Here is a 20,779-nt window from a genome sequence, read left to right on the forward strand (position 1 = left end):
CTCTACCTAAATATTCTATCAACAATTTTATATAACACTGGTTTCATTTCATCTATTCCAAGGACTGAATCTTCCATTAATGCAGATTCACAAGTTGATAGCACAATTCTAATGGTTAAGGCCAAAATGAAAAGTCTCTCTTGTTCTGATAAAATTACTGGGAATAAGTTTGAAAACTTATTTAAGATAAAATCAAGAGTGGTTTCTACTTCCTTAAACCTGTCATCATTTTCGACTTTTGCATAAAGAGCCCAGTTTAAATTATTTGAAATAAGTTTTAACTCAAGTTGATCCTTTATTAAATGCTCAATTATATAGTCAAAAAAGGAAATTAACCTCTCCTTTGAATCGTTACCTTTACACTTCGATTCTGCACAATAAGTTAATTCCATCATAATATCTAAAACAATTTTTTCCTCTAGGTCTTTCTTGTCTCTGAAATATAGATAAAAAGTTCCAAGCCCCAAGTCAGTCCTATTCATTATGTCTCTAATAGAAGTTGCATCTATACCCTTGTCTCTAAAGGATGAAAGAGCTGCTTCTGTAATTTTATTTTCGTTTTCTTTTTTTCTTTCCTCAGACTTTAACATGTATCCTCCTTTTAACTCTGAACATCGTTCACCTCTGCAGGAAATATAATAAACCTTTTGTGAACAAAGTTCAATAGTTTTTTTATTTTTATTTTAAAAATTTTTTACACTAAAAAAGACTTTACTTTACGCAAAGTCCTAAATTTTTTATTTTATTTAATTGAAAAATAATTTATATACACAAGTTAGTTAAAAATTTTAACTTATTTTCCTTCCAATACAATTTCCCTATATGCTTTTTTATAAGTATCGCCTTCCGTTGAAAAACAAAGGACTACTGAATCTTTATTTAATCCAATTTCCTCTCTATAATCTTTTAAATCATCATCAGTCATAAGTTCGTAAACAATACCACTTGTTATAGCACCAGATTCTCATGAAATAATTTTTCTATCATTTTTAATTGGATTAGCCAAAAGTCTCATTCCAATTTTAGTGTAATTATAATCAACTGACAAAAAATAATCAGCATAATTTTCTAATATAGGCCAGCCAATTGTTATAGGTTCGCCACAATTTAGTCCCACCATTATAGAGTTTAAATCCCCTTTGACAAAGTGAAGCTTTCCGTCATTTGCATCTGCTGTTCTATAAAGACAGTTTACCTTATTTGGTTCAACAATAATAATCTTTGGAGGGTTGTCCTTCAATACATTTCTAAAAAATGCAGTAATAGATGCTGCCATTGAGCCAACACCTGCTTGCAAGAAAATATGTGTCGGCATAATATCTTTCTCTTTCAATTCATTGTAGACTTCAAATGCCATAGTCAAATAACCCTTCATAATGTTTTTTGGTACATCAATATAACCTTCCCATGAAGTATCTTGAATCAAAACACCCTTGTTTTCCTCAGCAAATTTTGCAGCAAGTCTAACGCAATCATCATAATTTTCTTCCATAATATTTGCATCAGAATTTTCTCTTCTTATATTTTCAAGTCTCTCAAGAGAGGTCCCTTTAGGCATAAAAACCTTTGAGATTTGACCAAGTTTATTGGCTGTCCAAGCAACAGCTCTTCCATGATTGCCGTCTGTTGCAGTAGCAAAAGTTATTTTGCCAAGTTTCTCCTTTGTCTCATTTGAAGTTATCTCATCAAAGCTTAGATTATTTTCATCCAAGCCAATTCTATCTTTTATATAATTTGCAATGGCATAACTTGCTCCAAGAACCTTGAAGGCATTTAATCCAAACCTATAAGACTCATCTTTTACAAAAAATCCTTTAATTCCAATTTCTTTTGACAAATTTTTTAAATCAACAGGGGGGGGTATCTCATAACTATCAAAAGACTTGTGAAAATTATTTACAATTTTTGCAGACTCATAATCAAAATCGGAAATATCTGCATTAAAATTTTTATTTTTTATATAAGTTAAATTAAATTTATCCATATCGCACTCCTTCAATTCTTATTATTAGTTTAACATTATAATTATGTAAAAGATATGAATTTTCTATGTTTAATCCTTGTTATTTTTAAATTAATTTTATTTAGAAAAAATATTTTTTATTGTATAATCTACTTTGATAATTTTAAAATAGGAGGAAACATGAATAAAAATTTTTCAATTCTCTTAGCTTGCCTTGTCCTTGCAACATCAGGATGTACAAAAAATAACTTAGAAAACAAAAATATTAATGAAACTACTCAAAGTAAAAATGTTGAAAAAGAAATAAATAATATTCTTTTTTCCAATCTTAATGACGAAAAGAGCCTTGAGTTTGTTAAAAATGTAGTTCAAAACAAGATAAATAAAAATAATTTTGAAAAATATATATCTCTTGTGAGAGATTACAATAAAGATATACCTAAAGACTTGCTCTTTGGTGATTTTAAAAATAAATCATACACGAATTATGACGCTGGGAAAATTATTGAAGCCAGAAATAAGATAAATCATAAATTTCCAGACACTAATTGCAGAATAAATTCTTTTCTTCTATTAAAAGATGAAATGAATTTTAATTCAGACACAAAAATTGATGATGAGCTACTTTTTATGGATGAAGAATCAATAAAAAAATCAAATTTGTTTAGTGATGATGAATTTAAGAGTTTTAAAAAATTATTTTCAAGAGTAGCTACAAACACAAGCAAAGATTCAAAAATTCAAGGAGAAGTTATGTCTTCTTACTTATCAAATTTTACCTTTCCTAAAAAAGTTAAAATACTTTCTGTTGTACTTCATGATAATTTAGATGGAGACTATCTTTTTATTGGTCACGTTGGAGTTCTTATTCCAATTGAAAAAGGCTACTTATTTTTAGAAAAAATTTCCTTTGAAGAACCCTATCAGGCTGTTAAATTTGCTAACAAAGGGTCCTGCTACAAGTATTTAAAGGAAAAATATAAGGACTACAAAGATCCTAATGTAGCACCACCATTTATAATGGAAAATAATAAATATGTAGAAATTTAATTATGAAATTTAGTAAAAATTATAAGTTTATTTGGACACTAGAGTTAAAGAATTTTCCAATAAGTATTTTAATAATATTAAAAATAGCACAAAAAAATTGCCCATTAGGAGCCCTTTTTGTAATTTGATCCCCCGGTTAGACCGGGGGTTTCGTTATTTTGTTTAATTTTAATCGTCTTCTATTACAAATCCAGTGACCCTCGCTTGGATCGCCAACTGCGTCCTACTTGCAAATCCAGTCTTGCCTAAGAGATGCTGTATATGGGTCTTCACTGTGTTTAGTGAAACTTCAAGCTTGTTTGCGATTTCGCCGTTTCCCTCTCCTGTGGTCAGTAGCCTTAATACTTGAATCTCCCTTGGGGTTAGGTCGGTGGATTTAGCCATGCCAAGTTTCACCTCTGGTATTTCAATTGGATAGATGGATTCTCCACTTAATGTCCTTTCGATGATTTCTAAGATTATCTCCGTTGATACTTCTTTATACCAAAAGCTTTCGATGCCGATCTGTTTTGCCCTATCCATCCATGATACTTCCGGCATACTCGTTACGGCGATAATCTTAAGTTCCGGTTTTAGTTTCTTTATCTTTTCTGCTGCATCGAGGCCGTTGGACCCGTCATGCATCAGTATGTCCATGATGACCAGGTCGAGATCGCTATTTATCACATAGGTGTCTGCGAACATGGCTGTATCGACACAGTAGACCACTTCGTAGTCGGGGCATTGGCCGATATATAGTTTAAACATCTCTCTGGAGACGAATTGATCGTCGACGATCATTATTTTATATGTCATACTTTCCTCCTTTTGGCCAGGATAGATTTAAGGTGAAGCCCGAATCCACTTCTATCTTCATCTTGCCACCACAGTTTTCTATACTTTGACGGATGTTTTTTAGTCCGCCCTTTTTTACTATCGGCTCTTTTGATAAGACGCCGTCATTTTTTATTTTACAATGGATATTTAAATTCCCTTCTTCAAGCTTGATCCATATATTTTTGGCTTGACCGTGTCTGATTGCATTGTTAAGTGCTTCGTGGACAATCTCTAACAAGAAATTCAAGTCGCCTTCGTTGGTTGGAGTAACGCCTTCCACATGGACAGTAACTCCGATGTCTTTTGCTGTGGAGATGAGTTTTTCAAATTTTGCTCTACTTTTTGACAAATCGTTTTTTTCACTTAGGAAATCATCTTTTTCCCCAAGCATGAGTAGACTTTCCATCCACAAGTTTATGAGTTTATCTCGATCTTCCTTGGTCTTTTCGTTCATGTCCAAGTAGCATTTAAAATAGATTAAGGACTGACCGATCTTGTCGTGAATCTTTATCTTCGCCTGCAATATTTCCTTTTGTCTCGTGTACTCTGCCACGTTCTTTTGGTATTCTTTGAGACTTTTGTTGATCTTTTCGATCTGTCTATTCTTTTCTTCAATTTCTTGGTACAGACCCCACTCAAGGGTGATCTTGTAAGCCAAGGTCTCTCTGAGATTGTTGTGAATGAGTATCTTTATATACCAAATATCTCCCAGTGCTTCTACTACGAGAGGATCACGATGCAAGATTCGCGCTTCCTTCTTTATATTGTTGTTCTCAATATCTCTCGCACAGACCAAGTCGTTTGCAAGCATGTTGCCAAAGACTGCGTAGCTTATGTCCTGCATTACTCTATTTACCAAGAGGGGCGTACCGTCAAGCTTTGAAAAACAGATGCCATCTGGAAGATTGTCCAGACTTTCCTTGATAGAGTTCTTACCTATAATACTATTATTAGTCTTTATAAAACTTATTGCAAAGAGAATTTCAAGGGTGCAGAGGAACAAATCGAAGATTATAAATAAGTAAACGGGAAGGTCTACCATAGGTTTTGCAAAGTAGAGTTTGCCAGTTCCAATCTCTGCCAAAATTTGCGTAGAGAAAAAACTCAATAAAAAGATGAATACACTATGTACAAAATACTTGGCGTATAGCTTACTACTTGCTGTATCAATAATAATCTTTACACTTGCGACTAAGATAGCGGTGTTAAATAGAAATAGAGTGGCTAGGTTATAGATGCTTAGATTAAAAAGAGTCATATATGCCTCCTTCCAAGAGAAATATATATAGGTTTATTTCATCCTCTGTTAGATCCTCATCAATCAAGATTTTGCGATTAGTATAGGTATCTTTAATCTTGCTTAAGAAAGATTTCGGTTCTACACCGGTAATTTTAATACTTAGGGTAGGTATACGGTCTTTTCTATATAGACTTACCTGGAGAATGTCGATACCAGGCATGTAAAATTCTAGTGCATATTGAAAAATTTCATACAGGTCGAGACAGTACTTTGCATCGAACCTTCCTTTTAAATCCCAATCTAAACGGGTATTAACATCGCTTAATTTTAAATAGTCAAGAGATTCGCAAAACGCAAGCTTAAGCTCTGCAAGGTCCAAAGTCTTTTTATTCTTCGTAATCAAGAACAGGTTGGAATATCTCTTTATGTACACATCGATAAAACAGGCGTGCTTTAGTTTAACCTCAAATAGATTCTCATCTTCTGGTAGATTTATAAGTATGTATTTAAGCTGATCGAACTGAGGTCTAAGCTTCATGTGAATGTGCTCTCTGATTTCTCTTGCTTCTTCAACCTTGACCATATTTTTCTCCAAGGCATTATTTGCCTTTAGAAGTTCGTTTTCGCTCAGCATATCTTCATTCATGGAAAGGAGTTTTCTCTTTAGATTGTTGAAATCAGTAAAATCTACAAACCAAAATGATGTACCGCCAGTAATATTTGCACTTTCAAGCAGAGTGTCTTCGTCGATAAAGATGGGATTATTAATCGCTTGGTCAACGAGAGCAAGATCTATATCTTTATACTTTTTCGGGCGGAAGATCATTTCTTTATTTAAATCCACAATGCCGATATTTAGAGAAGAAAGTTGTAAGAATGATTCATAGTCCCTGTTGGAAGGTAGAAGTCTCATAAATACCAAGGATTCAATAAATAGTAGCACCATAAGGATGTTAAACTCTGCACTCTTAAAAATAATTTTAATATATTCGAAAGGCTCCCAGCCAACCATGAATAGAAAAGTATAAAGACCCCATATAAATATGATGAAGATCGGAAGATTTACCGAAGCCAGATGTCGATTCTTAAAAGATGGCATCATAGTAAAGACTAAAGTACATAGAGCTAAAAGGCCTGTGTAGATAATTACGAAATAAAATACGGGACCGTACATATTTAGACCTCTAACACTCGGGTCAACGGAGAAGACTAGTTCGTGGTAGTCGTTGGTTAAGATTAATAATGCAGCTACACAAGTAGGTATCCAAAGAATATTCCAATACTTACTTATGCCTTCTCTCTCGGATTTACCGATGTGAAGAGAAGTCAAGAACACGAGTTGAGTTAAAACCAGTGGAAATACAAAGTAGAAATTTCTTATAATTCTTACAGCGTCTTCGTTATTTATAAAGATTTCGTACTTCACAGTTCTCACGGTAAGGTAACAAATGAGAAGTATGCCGATGATTTTAAATCTTGTGGCTACAGAATGTCTAAGGACTCTATTAATCATATTGTTCATCCACAAAAAAATTACAAAAGAATAGAGGATAAGCACTATGGTATGCACAGGAAAATCCACTAAATTATAAAAATCCAAAGCGTGCAAAACACAAGCGATTACAACAAAACAGATTGAAAAAATATAACCAAAGATTTCTTTGCGATACATAGTAGCCTCCCTTCAAAATAAAATAAAATTTACTCGATTATTAAACTAATAAAATAAAGAAATTCTTAAACTAATTATATCAAAAAGATTATATTTATACTAATTTCATATATTGAAAAAATTCCAAAAAATTTTTAAAAAATCATACTTTTGGGTGATGTGGAAAGTAAAAAAATTTTGTAAGATAAAGGCAGAAAGTGAAAAATCTACTTCCATACAAGCAATAAGGAGGAATCTATGTCAAAGAAACAGAAGAAAATTAAACTCATGCTACTGATTCTCGTGGCAATACTTCTGACTGGATTTAAAGGACCAAGCGAAGTAAAGATCTATGTAAATGGCAAGCTAATTAAATCAGACCAGCCACCGATCATTAAGAGTAGCAGAACCTTTGTCCCAGTCCGAGTCATTGCAGAAGATATCGGCGCAAATGTTGAATACAATAGAGAAGACAAGACCGTAAACATAGAAAGAGATGATGCAAGCATCCATATAGCCATAGGAGAAGACATGGTCTGGTTCTCAGATGAGATAAAAGCTGGTCCAATTCCAATAGATGCACCGGCGTTTATAAAAAATAACAGAACCTATATTCCACTTAGAGCCATCTCAGAACTCTTCTACATAGATGTCAACTGGGATGCAAAGAAGAGGGCAGTCTACATAGATGAAAAACCTGTGCCAGTTGGACTACTCACAGTAGACGATGCAGGAGATGAGCTTATAAAGAAACTTGGAGAAAAGAAGGTCTTGGACAAGGACGCATATGTGGTAGAAGTAAGTGAAGAGGAAGTAGAATATCATGGCAGGAAGTCGATAGGATTTTGGATTACCCTTAGAAAAGATAATCCATTTGACGAAGAACTTACAGAGTTAGTTGGACACTACTTCATAAACGAAACAGGAACTATGGTCTTGAAATATGACGTGGTTAACGACACATTTGAAAGAATTTATTAAAAATTATTTAATTTAAGGAGGATAACATGGGATTTATACAAGCATTTAGAGGTTCACTAGGAGGAACTCTCGCAGATCAATGGAAAGATTTTTACGGACCGATGGAAGGAGTCCCGGCAACTGCGGCAGTGTTTCCAGGAGTACCTATGGGAACAAACAACGATAGAGGAGCAAATTACAAAGGAAATGACAATGTAATTACCAATGGAACCAAGATCATCGTTCCAGAAGGAACTGCCCTAGTAACCATCCAAGACGGAGCAATTACCGGCATAATTACAGAAATAGGAGGATATATTTACAGCTCAGACGATCCAAATTCAAAATCCATATTTTCAGGGGACGGACTTATGGAATCCATAGTCAAAACATCCTGGGAAAAATTTAAGTTTGGAGGTATACCAGCTACAAACCAACTGCTCTTCTATGTAAACCTAAAAGAAATACCAAACAATAGATTTGGAACTCAAAGTGAAATATATTGGGACGATGCCTTCTTCGGCACCCAAGTAGGAGCAGTAACTAGAGGAACATACACAGTTCAAGTCGTGGACCCAATCTTATTTTTAAAAAATTTCGTTCCAGTTAAATATCTAAGTTCTGGAGCACCAGCCTTTGATTTAAGCGACATGGATAACGAAGCTTCAGAGCAACTCTTCAATGAAGTAGTTGGCAGTCTATCAGCAGCATTTTCAAACTATACCAACGATCCAACCAGGGGCAATAGAATGAGCAAGATCCAAGGAGATCAAATCGGATTTGCAAAATCACTATCAGCTGCAGTAGAAGACGGTTACGAATGGAGATCCACCCGTGGTCTTGAAATCGTGAAAACAGCCATCTTAGCCATCGAATATGACGAAGACACCAAGGAAATGATGAAGGATGTCAAGAGAGCCGATGCACTTTCAGGATCACGTGGCAATTCATTTATGCAACAATCAGTGGCAAGAGGTATGCAAGCCGCAGGAGAAAACGGTGGCGGAGCAAACATGGCATTTATGGGAATGGGAATGAACCAAGCAGGAAATGTCATGGGAGGAGTACAGCAGCCAAACGCAGGAAACTCCTACCAACCTAATTTCGGTGGAGGAATGAACCAAAACCAAGGATACCAAAACCAAGGACAAAACCAAGGCTACTATGACCAAGGTCAAAATCAAAACCAAGGACATCCACAAAACCAACCACCGGAAGATCCAACAGAAAAACTAATAAAGATGAAAAAACTTCTCGACGCAGAAGTCATAACCCAAGAAGAATTTGACAAGATGAAGAGAGAATTACTAGGACTATAGGTGATTTTATGGAAGACGATATAAAAATAATAGATATGACAAGCGGCTTAAAGGACGGTCAGATCAAATGTCCTAAGTGCGGCTCAACAGACATAGAGACCAACACCAAGACAGGCAAACTAAGATGTAATTTCTGTAGACATGAGTTTGAACCAGAGCTAGCACCAGAAGACCAAGACATAAGCACATTGGAAGGAACCACTATGGGAAGTGGAGCAGCAGACATAGACGAAGCAGCAGAAAGCATGGTGACAGTTAAATGCGAAAGCTGTGGTGCAGAAGTAGTAATAGACACCATGACTACCACCCAGGCAAGGTGCCACTGGTGCCGTAACACACTTTCCATCAACAATATAATACCGAATGGAGCAGTGCCGGATGTCATACTTCCATTTAGCGTCACAAAGAGCGACGCAAGAGCAGAAATAGAGGACTTCGTCAAACAGAGAAAATTCTTCGCCCATCCAAAATTCACAAGAGAGTTTACCACAGAGAACATCTGCGGAGTCTACCTTCCATACATGCTGGTGGATATAAATGCTCACATGCATCTATGGGGCGAAGGTCAAATAGAAACAGATAGTTACGAAGTCGGCACAGGGGACGACAAACACACAGAGTACGACGCAGATAGCTACGAAATTGAAAGGGACTTCGATATATTTATAGATGATCTATCCATAGAATCATCCAGCGACAAACTGGATTACACAGCCAAGGACAAGACCACCAACATCATAAACGCCATCATGCCCTTCGATACAGAAAACTCTGTGAAGTTCAACGCAAACTACATGAAAGGTTACACATCAGAGAAGAGAGATAGTAATATCGATTTTCTAAGAGAAGCAGTCTTTGCACAAAGCTCCGATGTGGCAAGACTTGCGGCAAAGGAGACTGTGGAAGAATACGACAGAGGCGTAAGATGGGATGACGAAGACTACAAAGTTAAAGGTGATTCCTGGAAGGCAGCCTACCTACCAGTGTGGCTCTACAGCTATATGGAAAAGAAAAATGGCAAGAACCTCCTTCATTACGTGGCAGTAAACGCAAGGACCAAGGAAACCATGGGCAGTGTGCCTATAAACTTCACGAAACTATTCTTCGTCTCAGTATTAGTAGAAATCTTCGGAGGACTAGCAGCATTTGTATTGAATCTAGTGGCTGCCATGAGCATGTTTGACGATACAAAATTCCAAGACTCAAGACATTTCTTCTGGATACTATTAGTATCAGGATTCGTCTTCTACTTCACAATCTATGCAAGGTACAGAAACTCAGACGAAAGACACCACTACGAAGTAGAAACCAAGCACGAAATAAGTAACCTAGTTTGTGAAGATAAGTTTGTAAAAAATCTAAAAGGACTTGTAGAATCTTATATCGAAGGAGAAAACTCAAGAGAACTGAGAGGAAATAAGCTCGACATAACCAAGGACAAACACCTTAAAAAAGCAAAAGAAAAGGGAATCTTAGACGAAGTCGAAGAAAATAAAAAGAAACTAAACGAAACTATTGACAAGCAGTAAATAAATTAAAATGATTAGAAAATGAAAGGAGAAAACGATGGGACTATTCGGTAAAAAAAAATTATGTCCGATATGCGGCAATGAAATGAAATTTTTAAGCGGCTTGCAAGTTGAAGATGGACAAATCTGTAGTGATTGTGAAAAAATGCTCCGAGGTAAATTCAATATCACTGAAGGTTTTGATAGAGCAGATTATGTTATAAAAAACAGTGATCCTCTGAAGGTTATGACAGTAGCTGAAATTGAAGAAATGATTCGTTCAATGAAAGAAGAGCAGGCACAAATCATCGAGAATGTCGGCTCCGATTATGCCAATGTTGCTAAAGCTGATAAATGCTTCTCCATTGCGCCGAAGGCTTTAGATGTTGGGTTAAAACGTGCAAAAGCATACAAGAACAGAATTGTGGCAACTTCTGAGATTATAGCAGGTGAGTTTGCAAAAGATGACACGGTTACAATTACTACAAATGGCAATGATGTCACCACGACTATTCTAGATGTCATTGAATGTTCTAGTAGCTCAACATTTGAGACGATGCTTGCAGCCAATACGGGCAAGCATAAGGTAGAAGCAGGAACAAGTGCATGGATCATCTTGGATCTTACAGAAAGAGTAAGTGAAGGAAGCCTTATTCAAAAATAAAATATTACATTTTAAACCCACTGGTTATACCGGTGGGTTTATAAAATTTTCCTATCTCATACTTTCGGGTGATGTGCAAAGGAAAATAATTTTGTAAGATAAAAATACAAATCAAATATTTCCATACGAAAAGGAGTAGGGAGGGAAAATATGAAAAAGATAATAATACTGATCATCGCAGGAGCGTTAATACTTGGACTTGGAATATTAATCTTAGTAGAACAGCCAGGAATACAAAAGACCCTGGACACAGCAGTATACGTAGACGATGGCAAAATAAATAGCGAAAACGAAGGTAAAGTGGTAATCCTTGCAGGCACAGTAGAACCAGAACTACCATTTAAAGATCCGGCAACAGACGTAACCATTCCATACTTTGCCGCATATAGAAAAGCAGAAATCTTTAGTCACGTTAAAAATACAGACTACGAGTACGATTGGTTCGCTTTGGGCTGGGATACAGAGAGTGAAAATAACGGAGTGAACACAGAAGAACTTAGTTCTAGTAAACTTATAGCACCAATAAAGATAGGTGAGTATAACATCGATCCGCGCATGTTTAAAGAGATAGAAACCATAGACAAGTGGAAGGACATAACAGAAGAAGACCTAGGTGATTATGAATTATATATCCACAAGAGCAAAAACGACGACACTACTTATCTAAGCGAGGATGAATATATACCAGATTTCATCGAAGGCTACAAGGGCATGAAGTGGCAGGACCAAGTAGACAAACAGAGGTACTCCTACGAAGTATATGCTGACAAAGGTCCCCTTGAATTTACCGTAGTCGGCATACAACAAGGCGACTGGCTTATGCTAGATGATGATTTAGACATATCCTATATAAAAAAGGGAATCCACAGTGGCGAAGACTTCGCCGTCGACAATATAGGTAGCAACAAAACCATGGGCATAGGAATTTCAGGAGCAGGAGCAGCCCTACTAGTCTTAGCAGTTTACTTTTTATTCAAAAGAAAAAAGGTAGAAGAATAATTTAAAAAACGCAAAAATTTTAAAAAATTACAAAAAAACATAAAAATTTACAAAAAAACACAAAAAATTATAAAATTTCACAAAATATCATTCTTTCGGGTGATGTGCAAAAGAAAATAATTTTATAAGATAAAGATATAAAGCAAATGTTTCCATACGAAAAGGAGAATAAGGAGGGATATTATGAAAAGAAATTTTAAATTTTTAATTATTTGTATGGTGGCGATGGTTCTCCTTGCTGGTTGCAAAAATGGTAACAGTTCGCCGAAGGTAGAAAATAAAAATACAAATGCAAATTCTGCAGTTGAAAATTCTAAGGAGCAGACTTCCAAAGTTAAGGAAAATTTAAAGCTTGTTGACGGGGCGGTGATAAGCTCAATGTCTTCATGCGTTGAGGACAGAGAGATTTGGAAGGACTTCGTCGATGAAAAATACATAGATTTTGCAAAGAGGGATGATTATGGCATCCACTTGCCTAGAATTCTTTTGGATTCCAAGGACGCAAAAGCGGCAAACGATGAGATTGATGGCTTGGTAAAAGTTATAAAGGATCTTTATGCTACTCATAAAAAGGATATGGAAGATTTCGAAATTGGAATCTACTCTTCTTTTTCCGTTTATCAAGATGAAAATGTGCTAAGCGTCATGGTTGAAGTTTCCAATATATGGGAGGGCGAGTTCCCGATTTACGGAGTGTATAACTTCTCTCTTCCAGATGGAAAATTTATAAATGACGAAGAACTTATGAAAAATTTTGGCACTGACAAGGAAGAAATCCTTGGGATGATTGAAAATGGTCTTAGTGAGGAACAATCTCGTGAAACGAATCTCTATTATAGAGATGTAACTGATTCTTCTTATATCTACAATCCTTCTAACTACACAGGAAAGATTTTAAACGATATATGGGATAGTTACGATTACAAAAATAGTCAAATTTTCATAGATGAAATGGGCACACCTAACTTTGTATTTTTTGAGTATTCCACCATGGGCATGGGACTAATCCCAACGACTCTAAAACTAAAGATAGATAGATTCGATAGAAGTGAGATTTCCGATGAATATTTAAGAATGGCGAGAAGGCTCGGCGTCGATCCAAAGGATAATAAGTACAAAGCCTTTGTAATCTATCTTGGATCTGCTTACGATGAAGCTACTTTGAAAGCTCCTCTTGAAAAACTATTTGTTTGGACAAGTATTTTTACTAATTACGAAGATCCACAGATGCTCATTTCGATGAAAGATGGCGAAGTTGGCGACAGACCTTATTTAAATGGAGAGGAATGCTACCTAGTAATTCCTAAGTACAAAAACGCTTCAGTTTCTCTAAAGGAACTGGAACTTTCTGAAGATGGAAAATTAAAAGAGGTTGAAAATATTTATTTAGATGCTATTTCTAGTAGTGGCACCACATTTATTATGCAAAATATAAGTGACATCGCTCCAAATGGCAAGATCACCATCAGGTACAGAGACGATACTTTCGAATTCTCACCTTCAACCAGTCTAAAGGACGGAAGTTTGATGCTGCCAGATGAAATAAAAGACGGAGAAGATATCCTCGATTGGAATAGTTTGGTTAACAAAGAAACCTACTCACAAATGATGTTTGATAGAATCATGTCCATAATGGGTGTGGGTTGATTAATGAGCGAATAGACGATGGAAAAGGGGCAATTTATGAGCAGAGGAAAATTAAGTAAAAAGAAGAAGATAATTTTATTAATCCTTCTACTTTTAATACCAAATCCATTCGACTCGAGAGGGAGTGGTCTCTTCTTATAGAGCAGTGCTATATTCCTATACGACTATCGCGTGCTAAGAGATGATTCGTACCGTACTGTCAGCGAATTTTTGATATTTCCATTCAACTTTTTAAATTAATATAAAATAGGAGGAACTATAAGAACAATCAGAGTAACGGGAAAAGGAAGTGTGTCTGCAAAACCAGACACCACCAGCCTAAGAATAACATTTTAAGGCGTCTACAAGGACTGCGAAGAAACTGTGAGACAGTCTGCAGAAAAGGCCAAGATTCTAAGAGAGGCTATAGAAAAGTCTGGGCTACCTGGCGAAGATCTAAAGACCAAGGATTTTTCTATAGAGTCTGAATACGAAAGCTACCGCGATTACAATGACGACTAAAAATGAAGATTTATCGGGTACAAATTCCACCACAGAACAGAAATACAGTTTCCAAACTATAACAAAGTGCTAGGACGCATTCTCTACGAACTGTCCGTATGTTCAGTTAAGGTTGAGCTTGACTACACAGTAAAGGACAAGTAGGCAGTGAAGAAAGAAGTTCTTAAACGTGCAGTGTAAAACTCCAGAGAAAAGGCGGAGATCATAGCAATAGTAGCAGAATTAAAACTTGATGACGAAGCCTATAATGCAATGTTTCCACAATATAATTTTGATTTAAAAGTCAATGATTCTGACATAGCAGGTCTACAAAAAGCTGCAGACTTTATGTATGACAGCGATATGATTAAAGAAAAAGTTGATGTTAATGAAATGTTTATAAAATAAAAACAAAAAAACATAGGCAAAAGAAAACCCCAAGTATTTCTACTTGGGGGAATTTTTATATATTATCTCTTTATTTAACCTTAGCCTTAGGATAGTATTTTGGATTGTTGAAGTATTCATTTTTCATTTCAACAGCTTCTCCACCCATCATAATAATACCGATCATATTTGTAATAACTACAAGGCCAAGCATAAAGTCAAGTAGTGAATATGCCGTTTTAAGATCAAATACAATGCCTAGAACTATAAAGCCCATATATACACATCTACAAATTATAGCAGCTGTTGGTCCAAATAAGAATTCAGCTTGTTTTTCTCCGAAGAATATAATTACTATTACAGTAGAAAGTACGAATAATAGCAGACAAACTGAAACTATAATGGAACCAATATTTCCTGGGAAAATTCTACCGAAAGCTACGGCTGGCATTGTTGCAGCTAAATCAGATGGAAGTTCAGTCCAAACACCTGATACTAAAACTACAATAGCAGTAATTGTACATACGATAATTGTATCTACAAAAATTTCAAATACAGCCCAAAGGCCTTGTTGAGCAGGAATTTCTACAGTTGCAGTAGAGTGGGCAATAGTTGCAGTACCCATACCAGCTTCGTTAGAATAACATCCACGAGCAATACCATTTCTCATTGCTTGAGCAATGGCAGCACCAGAGAATCCACCAACTGCAGCAGCAGGGGTAAAGGCATGTTTAAAAATTAAACCAATAGCAGTGGGGACATGGCTTATATTCATGAAAATTACAACTAAACCGCCAAGTACGTAAAAGGCTGCCATAAATGGAACACAAACTTCGCAGAATTTTGCGATACCTTTTAGTCCACCGAAAACAACAAGTGCAACAATAATGAAGAAAACTCCAAGACCTATGTACTTATTAATTCCTAAAAGTTCAACATTTTGAATAAAAGTAAGAGTTTGAGTAGAAATGGACGGTGCGATTTCAACCATTAGGAAGAAAGCAAAAATTGTTCCTAAGATTGGAATAGGAGAGTGCTTCAAATAATACATAGCACCGCCAACATATTCGCCTTTTTCATTCTTTTCTCTGTACTTAATACCTAAAACAATTTCGACAAATTTTGTACCCATACCTACAAGGGCTGTCATCCACATCCAAAAAACTGCGCCCGGGCCGCCTAATGCAATTGCAACAGGAACGCCTACTATATTTGCTCCACCTATACTAGATGCAAGAGCAGTTACCGCAGCTTGGAAAGCTGATACGCTACCTTGACCTTCGGATTTTTTAAACATATTGCCAAAAGTTTGACCTAAAATATAGCCAAAATACCTAAATTGGAAAAATCCTAAACGAGCTGTTAAATAAAGACCTCCGCCAACAAGAAGAATTAGGATCGGAGGACCCCAAAACCAATTGGCTGCTGTTACTAGAATATCAATAAAACCCATAATAACCTCCAAAAATTTCTTTTAAAAAGATTTTTGTTTTTAATTTTTATTTTTTATGAAAAAATTTCTGCAATCATACAGCGAGCAGAACCGCCACCGTAATATTCAATAGTAGAAATATCTACACTTACGATTTCCGTAGTTTCTTCTATTTTCTTAATTTGATCACTTGTTAAAGAATCATAAGCCATCTTACTCATAACTATAAAATTCTTGCCGTCAGCTCCCATAAGTTCGAGAGTATTGCCAGCACAAGCCTTAGTTTGTTCTAAAGTAAGTTCTACAATTTCATTGCCACCTTCAATTAGTTTATTTCTAACTTTTTCCCTATCAGCTTCGTCAACAGCATCAAGACAAATGATAGCCTTTTTTTCACCTATGCCCATTACTATATTGGTATGATAAATAATATTTCCGTCTTGTTTTGAAGTGAAAGTTACGCCAAAATGGCCCGTATCTTTACACCATTGTTCAAAAAGTTCTTTGTCGGCACGAGGTGATAAAGAGCAATAAGCAACCTTATTTTTTCTGTCTATAACCATAGAGCCAGTACCTTCCAAAAATTTTTCCTTGGAACGATTTTGACTGTAGTCAAAAATTTTTATAAACTTGTCATCCTTAGCAGCATTTTTACAAATTTCAGTAACCTTGTCCTTAAATTTAGTAATTTCCATTTGTCTATTTTCAGCAAACATGGGATAAACGCACATAAGTCCACCCTCATGACTTGAAAACCAGTTATTGGGGAAAATACTATCAGGAGTTTTTGGATCTTCTGTGTCTTCAAGAATATTTACCTTAACTCCCTTGTCAATCAAAGCTTGTGAAAGATTATTAAATTCTATCAAAGCCTTTTCCTGAACCTTAGCAAGATCAGCGTCATCGTTGTGTTGGTAAGAATTATTTACTGCCGTTTCTGCGTTAAAGAAAAATCCCTTAGGTTTTACCATTACAACTTCATTTGTCGTGTGTTTAAACATAATACCTCCTAAATTCAATTGAATATTTTTGCTAGCACCCTAAATTTACCATAAAATATTTAACTTTGCAAGCGTTATACTAAATAAAATGTAAAAAAACAATCTTTTGAAATTTAATTATTTTTCCTTTAGTAATTAAAAAAAATAAAATAATTTATGAAAAGAAGATAATTATAAAAAATTGTAGATTTTATGATTTTTGAAATATTGATTTAAAATAAAGCAAAGGAGGTTTTAAATCATTTTAATTTTGAAAAAACATTTAAAAATTTATTACGATTAGACATTTTATTTTTTATTCTCATATTGAGAAAAATGAATAGCCCATAAATATTTTAAAAACCAAGAATTGTTTTCCTTAAAATATTGTAAACAAAAAAGGACGCTGACAATTGAAAAACAATTAGCCAGCTGCCCAATTTAAATTTCTATTATAAATAAATTTTATTCGCCAATTTCCATATCATGACCTTCAACATTATTTTCTTTCAGTAGAGTTTTTAATTCGTCCTTTAAATTATTATTAATTACAAAAACCGCCTTCAGCTCTCCCTGACTTTCATTTGTCTTGTCTACATAATAGATATACCTATAAAGTCCGTCAATGTCACCAGATTCAGTTTTGTAGAGATCATTTGATTTTATAAGTATGTGGTCATTAGAATTTAAGGAAATATCCACATAAGAACCAGAATCCTCATCTCTTGCCATATTTAGAGAAATTTCACCAAAAACTGAAGATTTTAAAAGGTCTAAAAATTTTTCCTTAACTGAAGCATCTTCCAAAACATAAAGAGTTCTCTTTTCTTTGGAGATGCCCTCTTCAATATAAGATTCCCCATATTCAATAGAAATATCAGAAACCCTTATTGTCCTTTCGCCAAGGGAAATATTTCCATTTCTGTTGTCGGCATTTACCTGATTTTCAAGAGAATTTTCTTCATCTTCAGGGCTTTTTGAAAGCTCGGCTCTTTGATTTTCACTATTTCCATCTGGGACTTTTGTGGTTTTTTTAGAGCAGGCTCTTGAAAGTAAAATAATTATTAAAAGCAAGAATCCAAGAGCAAGTCCTCTTCTTATCAAATATTTTCTTTTTAATTTCTTTCTTCTTAATCTTTTTCTTCTATTACTAGAATTGTTTTCCATAATTTATCTCCCTTATAAATAAAATTTATAATCAAGTAAACTAATAGTATAATATAGGCTAAAACTTGTCAAGATAAAGACTACATCGAAATATACTCCTTTTAAGTCTTCTAATATTTTAGTATAATAAAAAAGAGGTGTTTTATGGAAGAAAAATTAATAGCAACGACAAATTTTGGCATGGAAGCCTTGACAAAAAGAGAGCTTTTAGATTTAGGCTATGAAGATTTAAGGGTGGAAGATGGAAAAATAGAAGTTTTAGGATCCTTAGAAGATATTCCAAAACTAAATCTTAGCCTGAGGACTGCGGAAAGAATCTTTTTAAAAGTCGGTGAATTTCAGGCTGAAACTTTTGAAGAACTTTTTGACAAAATTTATGAAATTTCTTGGACAGACATCCTTAATGAAAATTCCAATTTTATAGTCGAAGCAAAATCTCAAAAATCAAAACTATTTTCCCTTTCAGACATACAAAGAATTTCAGAAAAAGCCATAATTAAAAAGATGCAGACAAAATTTAAAAGAGAATGGTTTGAAAAATCTGCTGAAAGAGTGAGAATTGAAGTTAATTTTTCAAAGGACATAGCATATATTTTAATTGACACCTCTGGAGATGGCCTCCACAAAAGAGGCTATAGAGAAATAAATTACAAGGCTCCACTAACAGAAACAATTGCAGCCGGTCTTGTCATGCTGAGTTTTTATAAAGAAGACAGATTTTTACACGACCCCTTTTGCGGGTCAGGAACAATTTTAATAGAAGGGGCCATGATTGCCAAAAATATTGCCCCAGGACTTATGAGAAAATTTGACTTTGAAAATTTTAAATTTTTAGACCCGAAATTTTTTAAGGACGAAAAGAAGAAATGCTATGAGGAAATAGCCTATAATAAAAAACTTGAGATCTCAGGTTCTGACATTTCCTATAAGGCTATAGAAATAGCAGGAGCAAATGCTGAAATTTTGGGCCTTGATGAGGATATAAAATTTTTTCAAAAGGATATAAATGATTTGGACCTTCCAGATAATTATGGGATAATAATTACAAATCCACCCTATGGTGAAAGACTTGCAAAAAAAGAAGCCCCACTTTTAAATAAATCTTTGGGAGAACTGTATAAGTCTTTGCCAACATGGTCTTTTTATGTTATAACGGCAGCAGAAAATTTTCAAAAAGATTTTGGCAAAAAAGCAGACCGCAAGAGGAAACTTTATAACGGCAGGATAAAAACATATTATTATCAATATTACGGACCCAAGCCCTTGGTGAGGAAAAGATAATTTGTTATAATAATTAGGTGAGTTGAATGAGGTGAAACTATGGCAAGCGTAATAAGAGAAAAAATAGACATGCAAATTTTAAATGGCATAGCAGACCTTGTCAGAGTTTTAGATGATAAAGAGAATGTTGTCTTTGTCAACGAAGCCATGGAAAAAGCATTAGGCTACGACAGGGAAAATGGAATTTGCTATATTGATGAATCAGTTTTTAATCCTGAAATCACAAGGCGTGCTTTAAATGAGGGCATAGTAATTCAAAGACAGGAAACAGTTATGGGTCAAATATATTCCGTTAAATGCTCGCCAATTTTGGGAGATGAAGGAAAAATAACTGGCGTTGTAGAAGTCTTTAGAAATGTTACTGTTGAAAGAAAACTTCAAAGGGAAATTCTTGACAAAAATAGGGAGATGACAGACGAAACTTTGGCAGCATCCAAAATTCAAAAGACAGTTTTGCCGCCTAAGGGTTTTTTGAAAAATTTAAAAATAGATTATTTTTTCAGACCCTCCAATATTTTGTCAGGCGATATGTTTGATGTCTTTGAAATAAATAAGGATAATATTGCCATTTATATTGCCGATTCTGTGGGCCATGGATTTGCAGCCTCAATGGTAACCATGTTTATTAAATCATTAATCAGAACCTTAACAAAAGATGTTTTGCTTTCGCCAGTAAGGACTTTAAAATCTCTTTCAGGTAGGTTTAAACTTTTAAAACTCAACATAGAAAATTATTTCACCTGCTTTTACGGAGTTTTTAATGTAAAGAAGGGGATATTCACCTATGCAAACGCAGGCCACCAGCCTCTTCCAATAAAAGTCTCATATAATATAGAAAATTTAGAAGCAGAAGGCTTTCCGATTTCTGGTTTTTTGAAAAATTTTGACTACCAAGAAAAAACTGTGAAATGCTATTCAGGCGATAAAATTTTATTTATGACAGATGGTATAACAGAAGCAAAAAATATGGAAGGCGAAGTCTATGGCAAGGATAGGGTCATAGAAATTTTAAGGGAAAATGACATTGATGAAATAAAAATTTTAAAAGAGGATATTAGATCCTTTATGAATGTTGGTCAAGTTGATGATATGTCAGCGGTTTTAATTAGTATGTGGTAAAAATGGTATAAAATTTAAATCAAACTCTTAATATTACAATTATATTAAAATTGTAAAAATTAAGAGTTTTTTAATGATTTATTAAGTTTTTGGGGTATAATGAAAACAGGAAGTTT

Annotated in this window: 19 protein-coding genes; 10 read left to right on the plus strand and 9 right to left on the minus strand. The window is 34.8% G+C overall.

What is annotated here, in order from left to right; genetic code table 11:
• Positions 1–2: 2 nt before the first annotated feature.
• The 3 genes from BQ4446_RS02270 to BQ4446_RS02275 all read right to left on the minus strand — a co-directional run bounded on the left by BQ4446_RS02270 (position 3) and on the right by BQ4446_RS02275 (position 1,984).
• Positions 3–590, minus strand: coding sequence for a TetR/AcrR family transcriptional regulator (locus BQ4446_RS02270; RefSeq protein ID WP_071026289.1), 588 nt, complete (start codon positions 588–590; stop codon positions 3–5).
• Positions 591–793: 203 nt separating this feature from the next.
• Positions 794–925, minus strand: coding sequence for a hypothetical protein (locus tag BQ4446_RS08705; RefSeq protein WP_280630400.1), 132 nt, complete (start codon positions 923–925; stop codon positions 794–796).
• 39 nt (positions 926–964) lie between these two features.
• On the minus strand, positions 965–1,984 hold the full coding sequence (locus BQ4446_RS02275; protein WP_209019092.1) for a diaminopropionate ammonia-lyase: 1,020 nt from the start codon (positions 1,982–1,984) through the stop codon (positions 965–967).
• Positions 1,985–2,143: 159 nt separating this feature from the next.
• Here BQ4446_RS02275 and BQ4446_RS02280 point away from each other — a divergent pair, with 159 nt between their 5' ends.
• Entirely contained in the window at positions 2,144–3,013 is an 870-nt protein-coding gene (locus tag BQ4446_RS02280; protein WP_071026291.1) for a DUF4300 family protein, read from the plus strand.
• 168 nt (positions 3,014–3,181) lie between these two features.
• Here the strand turns inward: BQ4446_RS02280 and BQ4446_RS02285 are convergent, their stop codons facing one another.
• Genes BQ4446_RS02285 through BQ4446_RS02295 form a run of 3 tightly spaced genes read right to left on the minus strand, consistent with a single transcriptional unit; the run spans position 3,182 to position 6,741 of the window.
• Positions 3,182–3,808: a response regulator transcription factor gene (locus BQ4446_RS02285; RefSeq protein WP_071026293.1), complete on the minus strand. Its 627-nt coding sequence runs from the start codon at positions 3,806–3,808 to the stop codon at positions 3,182–3,184.
• A complete protein-coding gene (locus BQ4446_RS02290; protein ID WP_071026295.1) occupies positions 3,798–5,087 on the minus strand; it encodes a sensor histidine kinase in 1,290 nt (429 codons plus the stop codon). Before BQ4446_RS02290 ends, BQ4446_RS02285 begins: the two co-directional genes overlap by 11 nt.
• Entirely contained in the window at positions 5,074–6,741 is a 1,668-nt protein-coding gene (locus tag BQ4446_RS02295; protein WP_071026297.1) for a hypothetical protein, read from the minus strand. Before BQ4446_RS02295 ends, BQ4446_RS02290 begins: the two co-directional genes overlap by 14 nt.
• Before the next feature lie 237 nt (positions 6,742–6,978).
• Between BQ4446_RS02295 and BQ4446_RS02300 the strand changes: the two genes are divergently transcribed.
• The 7 genes from BQ4446_RS02300 to BQ4446_RS08710 all read left to right on the plus strand — a co-directional run bounded on the left by BQ4446_RS02300 (position 6,979) and on the right by BQ4446_RS08710 (position 14,705).
• Positions 6,979–7,701 carry a copper amine oxidase N-terminal domain-containing protein gene (locus BQ4446_RS02300; protein ID WP_071026299.1) on the plus strand — a complete coding sequence of 241 codons (723 nt, stop codon included), beginning with the start codon at positions 6,979–6,981 and terminating at the stop codon, positions 7,699–7,701.
• A gap of 26 nt (positions 7,702–7,727) precedes the next feature.
• Positions 7,728–8,999, plus strand: coding sequence for an SPFH domain-containing protein (locus tag BQ4446_RS02305; RefSeq protein ID WP_071026301.1), 1,272 nt, complete (start codon positions 7,728–7,730; stop codon positions 8,997–8,999).
• A gap of 8 nt (positions 9,000–9,007) precedes the next feature.
• Positions 9,008–10,528, plus strand: coding sequence for a TFIIB-type zinc ribbon-containing protein (locus BQ4446_RS02310; RefSeq protein ID WP_071026303.1), 1,521 nt, complete (start codon positions 9,008–9,010; stop codon positions 10,526–10,528).
• A gap of 37 nt (positions 10,529–10,565) precedes the next feature.
• Positions 10,566–11,171 (plus strand): DUF4428 domain-containing protein, encoded by a 606-nt coding sequence (locus tag BQ4446_RS02315; RefSeq protein ID WP_071026305.1) that lies wholly within the window; start codon positions 10,566–10,568, stop codon positions 11,169–11,171.
• Between the two features lie 150 nt (positions 11,172–11,321).
• Entirely contained in the window at positions 11,322–12,170 is an 849-nt protein-coding gene (locus BQ4446_RS02320; RefSeq protein WP_071026307.1) for a hypothetical protein, read from the plus strand.
• A 183-nt stretch (positions 12,171–12,353) separates the two neighbouring features.
• The gene (locus BQ4446_RS02325) at positions 12,354–13,817 is read left to right on the plus strand and encodes a hypothetical protein (RefSeq protein WP_071026308.1); all 1,464 of its coding nucleotides are present in this window, start codon (positions 12,354–12,356) and stop codon (positions 13,815–13,817) included.
• Between the two features lie 753 nt (positions 13,818–14,570).
• Complete coding sequence (locus tag BQ4446_RS08710; protein ID WP_280630401.1) at positions 14,571–14,705, plus strand: hypothetical protein; 135 nt, start codon at positions 14,571–14,573, stop codon at positions 14,703–14,705.
• A gap of 70 nt (positions 14,706–14,775) precedes the next feature.
• Here BQ4446_RS08710 and BQ4446_RS02330 read toward each other — a convergent pair whose 3' ends face one another.
• The 3 genes from BQ4446_RS02330 to BQ4446_RS02340 all read right to left on the minus strand — a co-directional run bounded on the left by BQ4446_RS02330 (position 14,776) and on the right by BQ4446_RS02340 (position 18,263).
• Positions 14,776–16,137, minus strand: coding sequence for an alanine/glycine:cation symporter family protein (locus BQ4446_RS02330; RefSeq protein WP_071026310.1), 1,362 nt, complete (start codon positions 16,135–16,137; stop codon positions 14,776–14,778).
• A 53-nt stretch (positions 16,138–16,190) separates the two neighbouring features.
• Complete coding sequence (gene ctlX / locus BQ4446_RS02335) at positions 16,191–17,117, minus strand: citrulline utilization hydrolase CtlX (RefSeq protein WP_071026312.1); 927 nt, start codon at positions 17,115–17,117, stop codon at positions 16,191–16,193.
• 444 nt (positions 17,118–17,561) lie between these two features.
• Positions 17,562–18,263: a hypothetical protein gene (locus BQ4446_RS02340; RefSeq protein ID WP_071026314.1), complete on the minus strand. Its 702-nt coding sequence runs from the start codon at positions 18,261–18,263 to the stop codon at positions 17,562–17,564.
• 144 nt (positions 18,264–18,407) lie between these two features.
• Between BQ4446_RS02340 and BQ4446_RS02345 the strand changes: the two genes are divergently transcribed.
• Both BQ4446_RS02345 and BQ4446_RS02350 read left to right on the plus strand, forming a co-directional pair.
• Complete coding sequence (locus BQ4446_RS02345; protein ID WP_071026316.1) at positions 18,408–19,544, plus strand: THUMP domain-containing class I SAM-dependent RNA methyltransferase; 1,137 nt, start codon at positions 18,408–18,410, stop codon at positions 19,542–19,544.
• A gap of 39 nt (positions 19,545–19,583) precedes the next feature.
• Positions 19,584–20,663, plus strand: a complete 1,080-nt coding sequence (locus tag BQ4446_RS02350) for a SpoIIE family protein phosphatase (RefSeq protein ID WP_071026318.1) — start codon at positions 19,584–19,586, stop codon at positions 20,661–20,663.
• Positions 20,664–20,779 lie beyond the last annotated feature (116 nt).

This window comes from Peptoniphilus raoultii, assembly GCF_900099555.1.
Taxonomy (GTDB): domain Bacteria; phylum Bacillota; class Clostridia; order Tissierellales; family Peptoniphilaceae; genus Peptoniphilus_A; species Peptoniphilus_A raoultii.